Source organism: Citroniella saccharovorans (assembly GCF_035481615.1).
Lineage (GTDB): Bacteria > Bacillota > Clostridia > Tissierellales > Peptoniphilaceae > Citroniella > Citroniella saccharovorans.
On sequence record NZ_JAYKOT010000003.1, the window covers coordinates 817,306 to 832,258 of the forward strand.

Annotated in this window: 16 protein-coding genes; all 16 read right to left on the reverse strand. The window is 27.3% G+C overall.

The window, feature by feature from the left end:
• Window positions 1-6 precede the first annotated feature (6 nt).
• The 16 genes from ispG to smc all read right to left on the reverse strand — a co-directional run bounded on the left by ispG (window position 7) and on the right by smc (window position 14,943).
• A complete protein-coding gene (gene ispG, locus VLK81_RS06370; RefSeq protein ID WP_378142962.1) occupies window positions 7-1,056 on the reverse strand; it encodes a flavodoxin-dependent (E)-4-hydroxy-3-methylbut-2-enyl-diphosphate synthase in 1,050 nt (349 codons plus the stop codon).
• A gap of 6 nt (window positions 1,057-1,062) precedes the next feature.
• A complete protein-coding gene (gene rseP, locus VLK81_RS06375; RefSeq protein ID WP_324619818.1) occupies window positions 1,063-2,016 on the reverse strand; it encodes an RIP metalloprotease RseP in 954 nt (317 codons plus the stop codon).
• Between the two features lie 29 nt (window positions 2,017-2,045).
• On the reverse strand, window positions 2,046-2,819 hold the full coding sequence (locus tag VLK81_RS06380) for a phosphatidate cytidylyltransferase (RefSeq protein WP_324619819.1): 774 nt from the start codon (window positions 2,817-2,819) through the stop codon (window positions 2,046-2,048).
• Window positions 2,819-3,532: an isoprenyl transferase gene (locus VLK81_RS06385; protein ID WP_324619820.1), complete on the reverse strand. Its 714-nt coding sequence runs from the start codon at window positions 3,530-3,532 to the stop codon at window positions 2,819-2,821. Before VLK81_RS06385 ends, VLK81_RS06380 begins: the two co-directional genes overlap by 1 nt.
• Before the next feature lie 53 nt (window positions 3,533-3,585).
• Complete coding sequence (gene frr, locus VLK81_RS06390) at window positions 3,586-4,143, reverse strand: ribosome recycling factor (RefSeq protein WP_324619821.1); 558 nt, start codon at window positions 4,141-4,143, stop codon at window positions 3,586-3,588.
• Window positions 4,144-4,151: 8 nt separating this feature from the next.
• A complete protein-coding gene (gene pyrH / locus VLK81_RS06395) occupies window positions 4,152-4,859 on the reverse strand; it encodes a UMP kinase (protein ID WP_324619822.1) in 708 nt (235 codons plus the stop codon).
• Window positions 4,860-4,906: 47 nt separating this feature from the next.
• The gene (tsf, locus tag VLK81_RS06400; RefSeq protein ID WP_324619823.1) at window positions 4,907-5,581 is read right to left on the reverse strand and encodes a translation elongation factor Ts; all 675 of its coding nucleotides are present in this window, start codon (window positions 5,579-5,581) and stop codon (window positions 4,907-4,909) included.
• 97 nt (window positions 5,582-5,678) lie between these two features.
• Complete coding sequence (rpsB, locus tag VLK81_RS06405; protein WP_324619824.1) at window positions 5,679-6,482, reverse strand: 30S ribosomal protein S2; 804 nt, start codon at window positions 6,480-6,482, stop codon at window positions 5,679-5,681.
• Between the two features lie 117 nt (window positions 6,483-6,599).
• The gene (gene trmD / locus VLK81_RS06410) at window positions 6,600-7,268 is read right to left on the reverse strand and encodes a tRNA (guanosine(37)-N1)-methyltransferase TrmD (protein ID WP_324619825.1); all 669 of its coding nucleotides are present in this window, start codon (window positions 7,266-7,268) and stop codon (window positions 6,600-6,602) included.
• Window positions 7,258-7,758: a ribosome maturation factor RimM gene (gene rimM, locus VLK81_RS06415; RefSeq protein WP_324619826.1), complete on the reverse strand. Its 501-nt coding sequence runs from the start codon at window positions 7,756-7,758 to the stop codon at window positions 7,258-7,260. The genes trmD and rimM overlap by 11 nt, the downstream gene beginning before the upstream one ends.
• Window positions 7,758-7,988 (reverse strand): KH domain-containing protein, encoded by a 231-nt coding sequence (locus VLK81_RS06420; RefSeq protein WP_324619827.1) that lies wholly within the window; start codon window positions 7,986-7,988, stop codon window positions 7,758-7,760. The genes rimM and VLK81_RS06420 overlap by 1 nt, the downstream gene beginning before the upstream one ends.
• 52 nt (window positions 7,989-8,040) lie before the next feature.
• Window positions 8,041-8,331, reverse strand: coding sequence for a 30S ribosomal protein S16 (gene rpsP, locus VLK81_RS06425; protein WP_324619828.1), 291 nt, complete (start codon window positions 8,329-8,331; stop codon window positions 8,041-8,043).
• Window positions 8,332-8,343: 12 nt separating this feature from the next.
• Complete coding sequence (ffh, locus tag VLK81_RS06430) at window positions 8,344-9,684, reverse strand: signal recognition particle protein (RefSeq protein ID WP_324619829.1); 1,341 nt, start codon at window positions 9,682-9,684, stop codon at window positions 8,344-8,346.
• 11 nt (window positions 9,685-9,695) lie between these two features.
• A complete protein-coding gene (gene ylxM, locus VLK81_RS06435; protein WP_324619830.1) occupies window positions 9,696-10,043 on the reverse strand; it encodes a YlxM family DNA-binding protein in 348 nt (115 codons plus the stop codon).
• A gap of 85 nt (window positions 10,044-10,128) precedes the next feature.
• Window positions 10,129-11,412 (reverse strand): signal recognition particle-docking protein FtsY, encoded by a 1,284-nt coding sequence (gene ftsY / locus VLK81_RS06440; RefSeq protein ID WP_324619831.1) that lies wholly within the window; start codon window positions 11,410-11,412, stop codon window positions 10,129-10,131.
• Window positions 11,413-14,943, reverse strand: a complete 3,531-nt coding sequence (gene smc / locus VLK81_RS06445) for a chromosome segregation protein SMC (RefSeq protein WP_324619832.1) — start codon at window positions 14,941-14,943, stop codon at window positions 11,413-11,415.
• Window positions 14,944-14,953 lie beyond the last annotated feature (10 nt).

Here is a 14,953-nt window from a genome sequence, read left to right on the forward strand (position 1 = left end):
CCCTTTCTACAATAGATTAATTTCCTCTAATAATTGTTCAATTAATCTACTTTTATCACATCTTTTGTAAAAATGACCTTTTTTAAAAAATATAGAATCTTCCCCACTAAAAGCCACACCTATATCCGCTTCTTTAGCTTCTCCAGGACCATTTACTGGACAGCCCATAATTGCTATAGTAATATCTTTCTTGATTCCTTTGACTTTTTCCTCAACATCATTCACTATTTTTATTAAATCTACGTTAGTTCTGGCACAAGTTGGACATGAAACTATATTTACTCCAAATTTTCTTAATTTTAAACTTTTTAATATCTCTTTTCCTACTTTTACTTCTAGTAAAGGATCTCCAGTAATAGAAACCCTTATTGTATCACCAATTCCTTGAGATAATAAGCTTCCAATACCTATACTTGATTTTATGCTAGAGGAAAAAAATGGACCAGCTTCAGTTACGCCTAAATGTAATGGATAATCGACTAAACTAGAAAGCTTTTTATAGGATTCAATCATAGTCAAAACATCAGAAGATTTTATTGAAAGCTTTATATCTGTAAAATCATATTTTTCAAGCATTTTAGTCTGAAGAATTGCACTTGCTACAAGCGATTCAACATTTACACCATTATATTTTTCAATAATATCCTTGTGAATTGATCCCGAATTTACACCAATACGAATTGGTATTTTTCTTCTTTTGCAACTATTAACTATTTCCTTTATTTCACTTTCTTTTTTTAGGTTTCCAGGATTAATCCTTAAACAATCACATCCATACTCAACAGCATATAGTCCAAGCTTATAGTCAAATTGAATATCTGCAATTAATGGAACACTAATGTTATCTTTAATTTTTACTATGGCTTTAGCATCATCTAAACTATTTACTGCACATCTAATAATGTCTAATCCTTCATCTTCTAATTTTATTATTTGATTGACTGTTTCCTCTATATTTGAAGTGTTTGTATTTGTCATTGATTGTATAGTAATGGGAGAGTTCCCACCTACAGGAACGCTCCCAACCATAATTTGTTTTGTATGTTTTCTCAAAATAATCTCCTATTTAATTATTCCAATATCTTTTAATGTTACAACAATAATTAATAAAATTAAAAAAGCAAAACCTGCTAAATTAATATATCCAAGCACATTTTGATTAAATCTTTTTCCTCTTATTTTTTCTAAAATTGTAACCAATACTTTTGAACCATCAAGCGCTGGAATAGGGAGTAAGTTGAAAAAACCAACATTTATATTTATAAAAGCTGCTAACATTATTAAATATCCGAATCCAATTTTTGCAGCATCTCCAATTGTTGAGACAATACCAACTGGTCCTGATACATCTTTTAGTGAAATTCCACCAGTAAAAACCATTTTTAAAAATTTAATCATCTCATTAAATACCATTGCAAAACTAGAAAGTCCATAAGATATTGCGCTCCCTAAAGTTTTATCATTGTCTGGATAAATACCGATCTTATTATCCTTTTTTTCAACGCTATATGAAATTATCTCGCCATCTCTATCAACAGTTATATTAAATATATCATCAGCCTTAGATATTTCATTTGAAATATCTTCCCATTTCTTTATATTTACACTATTTACTTTTATAATTTTATCGCCAATTTCAAGTCCAGATAACTTTGCAGTAGATGAATCAGTAAAATCTTTAATCGTAGTATTAGGTTGACCAACAAAAAAACCAACGCCTATTAAAAGAATTAAAGCTAAAAAGAAATTCATACTTGCTCCAGCAATTAAAACAAAAATTTTATTATACCATTTTGCATTTACAAAACTTCTTGGGTCATTAGACTCCTCATCTTCCCCTTCCATAGCACAGTATCCACCAACTGGAAGAATACGAAAAGTATATAAAGTTTCCCCTTTTTGTTTTTGAAAAAGCTTTGGTCCCATACCAACTGCAAATTCATTTACCTTTATACCTACAAGTTTAGCAACAGCAAAATGTCCAAATTCATGAACTAATATAACTATTAAAAACACAAGTAAAGCTATTAATATTGTAATAATAATCACCTTCCTAATAATTTATAAAAAATAAATATTATTGGAGCAACAAATAAAATAGAATCAAATCTATCTAATATTCCTCCATGTCCTAATAAAATATGTGAAAAATCTTTTATTTTAGCTGATCTTTTTATATAAGAAGCAACTAAATCTCCTAATTGAGCAAAAATTGAACTTATTAAAAAAACAAAAAACCATATAAATAAATTATTTATTCCTAAAAAATAGGCAAGTATGGTTGTAGATAAGGATGAAAATATGGTTCCAAATATAGCTCCCTCTACAGATTTGTTGGGACTAATCCTTTCAATTAGTTTTCTTTTTCCTAGCAAACTACCAAATAAATAGGCAAAAGTATCTGTTGACCAGCTACTCATATATATTAAATAAATATATTTCTTTTCTTTAATTAAAATTAGAATAGAAAAATTAATAAACACATATATAAAACTTAATATAAAAAAAGACATATCTTTTAAATCATATTTATGTCCAAGAACAGCAATTATTATTGCTAATTGAAATACAAAAAGTAGTAACAAAAAATATTCTTTTTTAAAATATATCATAATAAAATATACTAAGCCCAATATAATTTGTAATTTTAGTGGGTAATTAACACCCATATGTTTAAATGCAAAAGATAACTCTATGCTAGATAATAAAGCAATAATAAATACAGCAACAAGATGGATATGGGTGCTTATTTTTAAGGAAAGTATAACAGCTGCTAATAAAAGAATACCAGTAATAGTTCTTTTGATAAAATTATTCATTAAATATTCCCATACCTCCTATTTCTGTTATTAAACTCAGATATAGCTAAATCTAAATCATACTCATTAAAATCAGGCCAATATTTATCTGTAAAATATAGTTCCGAATAAGATGATTGATAAGTTAAAAAATTACTAAGTCTTAACTCCCCGCCTGTCCTAATAATAAGATCAGGGTCTTTTAAATCACAAGTATACAGATACTTAGATATTGTATTAGTAGATAAATCATTAATAGATAAATTACCATCTAATATTTCTGTATGTATAGTTTTAAAAGCCCTTAATATTTCATCGCGTCCACCATAATTAATAAGTAAATTTAAAATCATACCAGTATTATTTTTAGTTGTTAAAATCGATTTTTCTACAGCATCTAAAGACCTTTTTGGTAATTTTGAAATATCTCCACTTACCATAATTTTTACATTTTCTTCATTTAGTTTATTTAGTTCATTTTCGATATATACTACGAGTAAATTCATTAAAGCTTCTACTTCTAAATTTGGCCTTTTCCAGTTTTCAGTAGAGAAGCAATATAAGCTTAAAATTTTAATACCTTTATTTGAAGCCTCTCTAACGATCTTAATAACAGTATCCATCCCTTTTTTGTGACCATAGCTTCTAGGTAAATTTCTCTTTTTAGCCCATCTTCCATTTCCATCCATAATAATTCCAATATGGAATGGAATAATTTCCTTGTTATTAATCATAGTTCCTCCAAAATAAACTAAATAAACCGGAAGTTGAGAAAATCTCAACTTCACTAAAACTCCATAAGTTCTTTTTCTTTTTCTTTAATTGTATCGTCAATTAATTCATTATACTTGTCAACAACTTCTTGGATTTCTGATTCTGCATTTTTTCTATCATCTTCAGGAAGTGATTCTTCTTTTTCCATTCTTTTTATTTCATCAATAGCATCTTTTCTTAAATTTCTAACTGCAATTTTCGAGTTTTCGCCTTCTTTTTTTGCAACTTTAATCAATTCTTTTCTTCTATCTTCAGTTAGAATTGGAAATGGTAATCTAATAATTTTTCCATCATTAGAAGGAGTAATACCTAAATCTGATTTCAAAATAGCTTTTTCAATTTCAGATAAAACTTTTGCATCCCATGGTTGTATTACTAAAAGCCTAGCCTCAGGTGCTGAAATAGATGCTACTTGTTTTAATGGAGTCATACTTCCGTAATATAAAACTTGTATATTTTCAACAAGTTGAGGATTTGCTCTTCCTGCTCTAATATTCATTAGCTCATTTTTTAATGAAGCTATAGTTTTCTTTGATCTTTCTTCCAAATCTTTAATAACTTCTTGATACATAATGCCTCCTATTTAATAACAGTTCCAATTTCTTCGCCTTCAAATATTCTTATTAAATTTAAAGGGTCATCAAGTCCAAAAACAACCAAATCAATTTCATTATCTCTACAGAGAGAAGCGGCAGTAGAGTCCATTATTTCTAGACCTTTAGTCAAAACTTCATAATGCGTTAATTTATCAAATTTAATAGCATCACTATATTTATTTGGGTCTTTATTATAAACTCCATCTACTCCACGCTTACCTATTAGAATAACATCACTGTCAATTTCACAAGCACGAAGAGCAGCCGTAGTATCTGTGGAAAAATATGGTAAACCTGTTCCAGCAGCAAATATAACAATTCTACCTTTTTCAAGATGTCTAATGGCTCTACGTCTGATATAGGGTTCTGCAATTTCTTGCATCTGTATAGCTGTTTGTACTCTAGTATCTACACCCATTTCTTCTAACGATGCCTGAAGCCTCAAAGCGTTTATTACCGTTCCAAGCATCCCCATATTATCAGATGTAGATCTATCCATTAGAGTACTAGTTTTTCCTCTCCAAAAGTTTCCACCACCAACAACAATAGCAATTTCAACTCCTGTTTTTTTTATTTCCTTAATGGCACTACATATATTATTAATAGTATCATCATCAAGTCCATGACCTTTGCCACCAGATAAAGCTTCACCACTTAACTTTAAAACTATTCTTTTATAAATAGGTTTCAAATTTTCCTCCTATTATTATAAAATTTGAAGCGCTAAAGCGCTTCAAATTACTCTCCCATTTGTTTCTTTACTTCTTCAGCAAAATCTTCTTCTCTTTTTTCTAGTCCTTCACCAACTTCATATCTAGTGAATCTTCTAATTTTAATATTTTCTCCAATTTTAGCAATAATATCAGTTAATACATCATTAACTTTCTTTGAAGGGTCTTTAATAAATGGTTGATCTACAAGACAATATTCCTCGTAGTATTTTTCCATTCTACCTTCAACTTTTTTCTCTGCAATCATTTGTGCCTTATCTTCAGGAATATTTTTTTCTTTAGATTCGTTTTTAGCTTGCTCGATTAAAACGTGCTTTTCTTGTTGAATTTTTTCTTCTGGAACTTCTTCTCTAGAAACATATAAAGGATTTGATGCAGCAACTTGCATAGCCATATCTCTTACAAATACTTTAAAGTCATCATTCTTTGCTACAAAGTCAGTTTCAGAGTTAACTTCAATAAGAACTCCAATTCTTCCTTGATGAATGTAGGAATCTACAAGTCCGCTTGAAGCTATTCTTCCTGATTTTTTTGAAGCACTAGCTATTCCCTTTTCTCTTAACCAATCAACTGCCTTATCGATATCACCTTTTGTTTCAACAAGAGCTTTCTTACAATCCATCATACCAGCTCCTGTTTTATCTCTTAATGCTTTTACTTCTTTAGCTGTAAAATCTGCCATTAAAACCCCTCCTAATTTATAATATTATAAAAGGGTATGAGTAAGAAAAATTCTTAACTCCTACCCTATTTAACTAAAATATTTGCTTAATATAAAATTAAGCCTCCTCAGTTTCTTCTGTTTCTTCTAATTCATTATTAGTTTCTTCAGCTGCAATATCTTCTATATTTTCTTCATTTTCATCATAAGCTAAATCTTCAGATGATTCTTCATATTGATGACCTTGGTTTCCTTCAATAACCGCATTTGCTATAGTAGAAGTTAATAATTTAACTGCTCTAATTGCATCATCATTGCCAGGAATAGGATAATCAACTTCATCCGGGTCACAATTTGTATCAACTATTCCAATTACAGGAATACCAAGAATATGTGCTTCATTAACTGCTATATATTTTTTTTTTGGATCAACTACAAATAGAATATCAGGCAATGAAGTCATATCTTTAATTCCACCTAAAAATCTTTCAAGTTTTTCTCTTTCATGGATTAGAGCTGTAACTTCTTTTTTAGGCAAAACTGAAAAAACGTCATCTTCTTCCATTTTTTCCAATTCTTTTAATCTAGCAATTCTCTTTTTAATAGTTTCAAAGTTAGTAAGCATTCCGCCTAACCATCTTTGAGAAACATAGAAGCCACCGCATCTTTTAGCTTCACTTTCAACAGCTTCTTGAGCTTGTTTTTTTGTACCTACAAAAAGAATTTTTCCACCGTTTTCTATAATTTCTTCACAGGCTTTATAAGCTTCTTCTGTCTTTTTAACGGTTTTTTGTAAATCAATAATATAGATTCCATTTCTTTCTGTAAAGATGAATTTCTTCATCTTTGGGTTCCATCTTCTTGTTTGGTGTCCAAAATGAACTCCAGCCTCAAGAAGGTTTTTCATACTAATAACTGACATATTATTCCTCCTAGTTTATACCTCCATCTCCAAATTATATAAACAACTAAGATATGGAAATGTGCGTATTTTTACAATACAAATTATAACATACTATTTTTTAATTAGCAAGATTATTCATCTATTAAGTCTGATCTTTTTTTCCTTTGTTACTCTTAAACTTTCTTTTTTCCTATACTCTTCAATTTTTTTATGATCACCAGATAATAATATATCTGGTACAGATAATCCTTCAAATACTCTAGGTCTAGTATAGACTGGATATTTTAATAAGCCATTATAGAATGAATCTTCTGTTACAGACTTCTCGTTTCCAACAACTCCATCTACAAGTCTTGAAATGCTATCTACCAATATCATAGCCGGAATCTCACCACCAGAGACTACAAAATCACCTATTGAAATTTCCATATCTACTTCAAGATCTATTACTCTTTGATCAATCCCCTCATAGTGTCCACAAAGAAGAATCAAATCCTCTTCTCTAGATAAATTAGTTAATAGATTATGATTCAATTTAGAGCCTTGAGGTGATAAATAAATAACTTTAGATTTATTATTTTTTACACTTCTAATCGAATCCACAATTGGCTGACATGTCATAAGCATTCCAGGTCCACCACCATATATTTCATCATCAACTTTTTTATGTGAATCTTTGGAAAAATCTCGAATATTTATTAAATTCAGACTAATTATTTTCTCTTTTATTGCTTTCCCAATTATCCCATATTCTTTAAGTGGAATAAAAAGTTCAGGAAATAAAGTTAAAATATTAAATATCATTTATTATACCATCAATTAAAGATACAAGGATTTTTTTATTATAAAGATCTACTTTTTTTATAAAAACTTTTATAAAAGGAATTAAAATTTCTTTTTTTTCAGTTTTAACAACAAGAATATCATTTGTTTCATTTTCTATTATGTCTGTTACATAACCTAAAAAATTATTCCCTTCAAATACATTTAAACCAACTAAATCAAAAATAAAATATTCATCATTTTTAAGTTCAATTAAATCCTCGCTGGAAGTATATAAAGATTTCTTTATAAATGGACTTACATCATTTAAATTGTTAAATTCATTAAATTTTATAATTAATAAATTTCCACTTGTTTTAAATCTTTCAATTGAAACTTTTTTAGATTGGTTGTCAATATAAAAAAATTGATCTTTATTAAATCTTTCAATATTTTCAGTTAATGGAAAAAGCTTAACTTCACCTTTAATACCATGAGAAGCAACTATCTCTCCAACTTTTATCAAATCCATTATTTTATTATATCTAGATGAACTCTTTTATTATCTTTTGTTGCACAAGCCTTTATAACAGTTCTTAGAGCTTTTGCAATTTTTCCATGTTTTCCAATAATTTTACCCATATCATCAGGATTAACTTTAATTTCAATTTTTGTAAAATTTCCGTCTTCTATAAGATTTACATCTACATCATTAGGATTATCAACTAATGATTGTGCTATCTTAAGTACTAAATCTTTCATAAAAACCTCCTGAATATAAAGAGTATCTGGTAAGATATTTCTTTAGATTCTTTTAATTTTCTTCTTTTTCTTCAGATACTTCTATTACATTTTCGGTTTTTTCATAAACTCCATTATTCTTAAAAAGTCTATTAACAGTATCTGTAGGTTTAGCTCCTGTGCCAATCCAATAATTAGCTCTTTCTTTATTTACCTTAACAGTAGCAGGTTTTGTAAGTGGATCATATGTGCCAATTTCTTCAATAAATCTACCATTTCTTGGTGATCTAGAATCTGCTACAACTACTCTGTAAAATGGACTCTTTTTTGCTCCAATTCTTTTTAATCTAATTTTTACTGACATTTTTTCCTCCTTTTATTTAAAAAACGGGAATTTCATTTTACCACGTTTTTTTGCAGTTTTTTCTAAATTTGTAAATTGTTTCATCATTTTCTTTGTTTCTCTAAATTGCTTTAATAGGGTGTTTACTTTTGCTTGTGATACACCAGATCCCTCGGCAATTCTTTTTTTTCTACTTACATCAATAATTTCTGGCTTTTCTCTTTCTTCATATGTCATTGACCTGATTATAGCCTCAACTCTAGCAATATCTTTTTCGTCAATATTAATACCTTTAAGCATATTCTTATTGACTCCAGGAATCATAGACAAAAGATCTTCAAGTGGTCCCATGTTTTTCATTTGCTCAAGCTGCTCTAAGTAATCATTAAATGAGTATGATTGAGATCTAATTTTTTCTTCTAATTCTTTTGCTCTCTTAGCATCAATTACATTTTCAGCTTTTTCAATTAAAGATAGAACGTCACCCATTCCTAAGATTCTTGAAGCCATTCGATCTGGATAAAATGGTTCTAAGTTTTCCATTTTTTCTCCAGTTCCAATAAATTTAATAGGTTTATTGGTGACTTTTCTAATAGATAGGGCTGCTCCGCCTCTAGTATCACCGTCTAGTTTAGTTAATACTACGCCTGTAATCTCTAAATTTTCATTAAATTTTTCTGCTACATTAACAGCATCTTGACCAGTCATAGCATCAACAACTAGAAGAATATCATCTGGATTAACTTCTTTTTTAATATTAACAAGTTCATCCATAAGAGATTCGTCTATATGAAGTCTACCAGCAGTATCTATAATTACATAATCATTACCATTTTTTCTAGCATATTCTATACCATTTTTTGCAATGTCGACAGCAGAAACTTTATCTCCCATTTCAAAAAAATCGCAACCGACAGCTTTAGAAACAACTTGAAGTTGTTTTATTGCAGCAGGTCTATATATATCGCATGCTACTAATAAAGGTTTTTTCTTCTTCTTTAATAGATGAAATGCCAGTTTCCCACAATGAGTAGTTTTACCTGCTCCTTGCAGACCACACATTAAAATAACTGTAGGGCTTTTTGAAGATATATTTAGCTTTACTTCCTTTTCACCCATAAGAGACGTTAGCTCTTCATTAACTATTTTTATAACCATCTGACCAGGGGTTAGAGATTCCATAACCTCCTGTCCGGTAGCTCTTTCTTTAATATCTTTTACAAAATCCTTAACTACCTTATAGTTAACATCTGCTTCTAGAAGAGCCATTCTGATTTCTTTCATAGCAAGTTCGACATCTTTTTCTGAAAGCTTTCCCTTACCTTTTAGTGAATCAAATATGCTTTGTAATTTATCACCTAAATTCTCAAACATAAAATGCCTCCTTACAAGCTTTTAATAATGGCTGATAATTTATCTAATATTAAACTTTTTTCTAGATCTAAATTTTCAGAACTATCTATAAATTGAATTAAATTTTCAATATTGTCTTTTATTGTCATTGTTTTTTGAAGCATTTCTAATTCAGCTTCAATATCATTTAATTTCTTTTCTGCTCTTTTAATAAGGTCACTAATAGCTTGTTTAGAAACATTAGAATTGTCAGCTATTTCTTGAATTGAAAAATCATCAAAGTAATAATTAGAAATTGCTTCATATTGTTTTTTACTTAAAAGTTTACCATAATAATCTAAAAGTATAGAAATTCTTAGTCTTTTATCGATAAATATCACCTCTTGTCAACAAAAAAACTTGACATAAGATATTTTACAAAAATAATTTCTTCTTGTCAAGTTTTTTTATTGTTTTTTTATTTTTTTATATAATTGAATCTATAAAATCATCAGTATTAAACTCTTTAAGATCATCTTCTTTTTCGCCTAATCCAATATATTTTATTGGTAAATCCATTTCACTTTGTAGTCTAATTGCAAAGCCTCCCTTAGCAGTGCCGTCCATTTTAGTAATAATTACACCTGAAATATCAGCTGCTTCAGAAAATTCTTTTGCTTGATTCATAGCATTTTGACCAGTAGTTGCATCAAGAACAATATATGTTTCTACTTTTTTAGCATAGGTATTTTTTTCTATAACTCTATGAATCTTATTTAATTCATTCATTAGATTTTTTTTATTGTGGAGTCTACCTGCTGTATCAACTATTAATATATCTATATTTCTATTTCTTGCAGCATCAATAGCATCATAAACAACAGCTGCAGGATCTGAACCCTCACTATGAGCAATCATTTCAACTCCTGCTCTTTTAGACCATTCACCGAGTTGATCTATTGCAGCTGCTCTGAAAGTATCTGCAGCAGCTAACATTACGCTTTTTCCGCTTAGTTTATACCTTTTTGCTAATTTTCCAATAGTAGTAGTCTTTCCTACTCCATTAACACCTACTATTAAAAGAATAAGTGGAGTTGAAGAAATATCCACACTATTATCTATAGAATCTTTCTTCATAACTTCCTTAAGAACTTCATTTAACTCTTTTTTTATTAGTTCTGGATTCTCAATTCTTTTCAATTTAACATTTTCTCTAAGCTTTTCAACTATTTTAATTGTTGTTTCTGCTCCAATATCAGATAGAATTAATGTATCTTCAATAGCTTCAAATAAATCTTCATCAATTTTAGTAAATGCTCCTAAAACAGAGTCTATTTTTTTTGAAATATTATCTCTTGTTTTTGTAAGTCCATCAAAAAAAGATTTAAAAAAACCTTTTTTCTCTTTATTGTTTTCTTTTTCTTTATCGACTATATTCTCTTTGATGTCTACTTCTAAATTTTCTTTACTATCTTTTATACTTTTATTATTACTTTCTAAATATTGATTATTAATATTTTCTTTATTCCCATTATTAAAATTATTAACTGTATTTTCTTCTATAGTATCTGATTTATCTTGTAAGTTTTTTTCCTCTTTTTGTTCTTTAAAGTCTGGGTTATTAGAAAATTTATCATTGATGTTTTCATCATTATTTCCGTCTATTAATTCTTCATCTTTAAGGGCATCTATTATCTCTTCTTCTTTATATACTTCTTTATTTTCGTCTTTATCTTCATTTTTAAATTTTTTAAAAAAATTTTTAAACATTTACGCCTCCAAAGTTTGATTTTCAAAATCTAGGGTTATTGTCTTACTAGTTCCATCTTGAAGCATTGTAATACCATATATTATATCTGCAATTTCCATTGTTAATTTTCTATGAGTAATAATTATAAACTGAATATCATTAAATGATTGTAAATAGTCTAAGTATCTTGATATATTTGCGTCATCTAGTGCTGCATCAACCTCATCTAAAATACAAAATGGTGATGGTCTAGTTTCAAATATTGCAAAAAGCAAAGAAACTGCAGTTAATGCTCTTTCTCCGCCAGAAAGTAAATTAAGTTTCTGCATTTTTTTTCCAGGAGCTTCAACTTCAACATCAATTCCAGTTTCAAAGTCATCTTCATCGGTCTTAACTATTCTAGCCTTTCCACCATTAAATAAAATTTTAAATATTTTATCAAAATTTCTATTAATTTCATCAAATGAATTATCAAAACTAATTCGCATTGATGTGTTAAGTTTTTTTATAATATTTTCTATATCTTTTTTTGAGTTTATTAAATCATTATATTGACTCTTATACTCATTTAAATCTGATTCAACTTTTTTAAACTCGTCTATACATTCAATAGAATAAGATCCAATATTTAAAAGGTCTTTTCTGATGGTCTTAATTTTGTTTTGATTTGTATCAATTTTATCTATTTTTTCTAGTTCAATTTCCAAAGCCTCTTCTGTTAAATTATAATCCTCTAATAGTTTGTTCTTAACATTAACTATTTTAATTAGAAATTCATCTAGTTTTGCTGATATTTTATTAGAATCAATTTCAAGTAAATTAATATCATTATTCAAATCAAATCTTTTTTCCATAACTTCATTTTTCAAAATCTTTTTTTGTCTTATATTCTCTTTTATTGAAAAAATAGTATCTTCAAATGATTTCGATTTAAACTCTAAAGATTTAATTTTTTTATTGTTTTCATTAATATCAGTGTCTAACTTTTCAATATTAACTTTTAAATTTGCTATTTCAGTAGTATTTATATCTAGTTGTTTTTTGCTATTATCAAGCTTATCTTCAGTCTCAATCTTGTTATTATTAAATAATAAAATATTTCTATTTGAAATATCTAGCTCTGAATTTAGCTTTAATATATTTGTCTCTAAATAGCCTAAATTTGTTCTTAAGTCTTCAGCTTTAGTTGATTTAGAATTTATTTCATCTTTCAGAAGTTTCAATCGATTTTCTTCTTCTATTATATTAAAATCACCATTATCGTTAACTGTTTTATCTAGATTTTCAATGCTTTTATTTAAATATGAAATTTCTTTATTAATTTCATTAAGTTTAAATTTTGAAATATTTATTTTGTTATCTAATTCTAACTTTTCACTAAGCTTAATTTTACTAAATGATAATAACTCCTTTTCTTTATCATCTAATTTTAAAGAGTTTTTCTTAAGAAAGCTTAATTCTTCGTTTATATTTCTTAAAATTGAACTATCTCTAGATATTTCATTATTTAACTTATCAATTGTCTTTTTATTAGAAAGGATAGAATTATTTGATTTAGCTTGATATCCTCCAACAATTTGACCATTTGTTGAGAAGGCATCCCCATCCAAAGTTAAAACTTTTGAAAAACTTTTATTCTTAGATAATCTAAGAGCTGACTCACTTGTATCAGTGATAAGAATTTTTGAAAAATAATAATTTATAATACCCCTTAAATTTTTATCAGATTTTATAATATCAGAGGCTTTAACCGCATTATTATACTTTTCTGCATTATAATCTTTATAATTAAATCTATTAATTGGAAGAAATGTAACTCTACCAATCTTGTTAGATTTCAAAAATTCTACTAAATATTTAGCATCCTCATCTGTATAAGTTACAATATTTTGAAGCAAAGAAAAAAAGTTAGTTTCAATTGTTTTCAAATACTTTTCATCTATGTCTATTAAATCAGCAAAAGACCCTACAATTCTTTTCTTAATTTCTTTATTAACTTCGCTAATATTTAGAAGGTTTTGGACAGGCTTAAAATATAATTCATTATTTTTTTCTATAGATTCGTAAACTTTTAGTGAAGATATATTTTTCATGTTTTTTTGATCAATAATATAAAGTCTATCTTTTAAAGAAGATATATTTTTTTGAATATCTTTCCTTTCATCAAATAAATCGTTTAAATCAATTTCTATTTGATTGCATTGTTTAAGTATCTTACTTATTTCATTATTTAGGTCCATTAAGTTTATTTCTATTATTTCTTTAGAATTTATATTATCTTTAAGATTATTTTTTAATTTTTCTATTTCTCTAGTCTTATTATCTAGAATAATTTTATTTGTATTCTCTTTTAATCTTTCGCTAATTATTCTATCTGATAATAATTCACTTTCTTTTCTTATAAAAGATAGATCTTCCTTAAGACTTTCAAATTTAAGCTTTGATTTTTTAAAGTCTTCTTCAAAAGAATTTTTTTCATGCATAAGTCTTTCCATGTTTGATTCTTCTGATATAATATTTTTATTTATTTCAGATAATTTATTTTCAATACTAGATTTGTTATAGTCGAAATTTTCTATATCTTCTTCTAGCTTTTTTAAAGACTCATTCAAATTCTTTAATCTTTCATTTAAAACGTCATTATTATACTGAGTTTTTAATAATTCTTCTTTTATTTTAGAGTAATTTTGAGAATTAAGATCTAATTCACTCTCTAAATTATTTAATTCATTATCTAAGTTATCTGAATTTTTTGTAGTCTGATCATATTTATTTCTTTTTGATTCTATATCTACGTTTGTTCTATTTAAATCTTCTTTAAGCTTTTTGATTTTTAAATCTTCTTGCTGCTTTTGATTCATATAGAATGAAAATTCATTATTTTTAAGTTCTTTAGATAGTAAAAGACCTCTTTCAGCTTTATTAGCTTCAGCTTTTAAAAATTCATATTTTTCTTCTAAGCCATACAATATATCTTTTATTCTAATAAGATTTTCATCAGTATTTTTGAGTTTCTTTAATGATTCTTCTTTTTGATATTTAAACTTCGCGATTCCAGAAGCTTCATCTATGATTTTTCTTCTTTCATTAGGCTTTGAACTTAATATTTCATCAATTTTACCTTGAGAAATAATAGAGTATCCTTCTTTTCCAACTCCAGTATCTAAAAAAAGTTCTCTAATATCTTTAAGTCTAACATTTTTATTGTTAATAAGATATTTAGATTCTCCATCTCTATAAACTTTTCTTGTAACTTCAACTTCATCTAACTCTATTGGTAACTTCCTATCTTCATTAGAAAAAATTATCGAAACTTTTGCAAAATTCATTGCTTTAGAGAGATCGCTACCAGAAAAAATTACATCTGATAGATTTTCTCCTCTAATATTTTTAAGTGAAGTTTCTCCTAAAACCCATCTAATAGCATCAGCTATATTAGATTTGCCTGAACCATTTGGACCAACTATTAGCGAAAATCTATTATTAAATTTTAATTTAGTTTTATTAGCAAATGATTTGAAACCATGAATTTCTATACTTTTTAAGTTCATTTCAATCCTT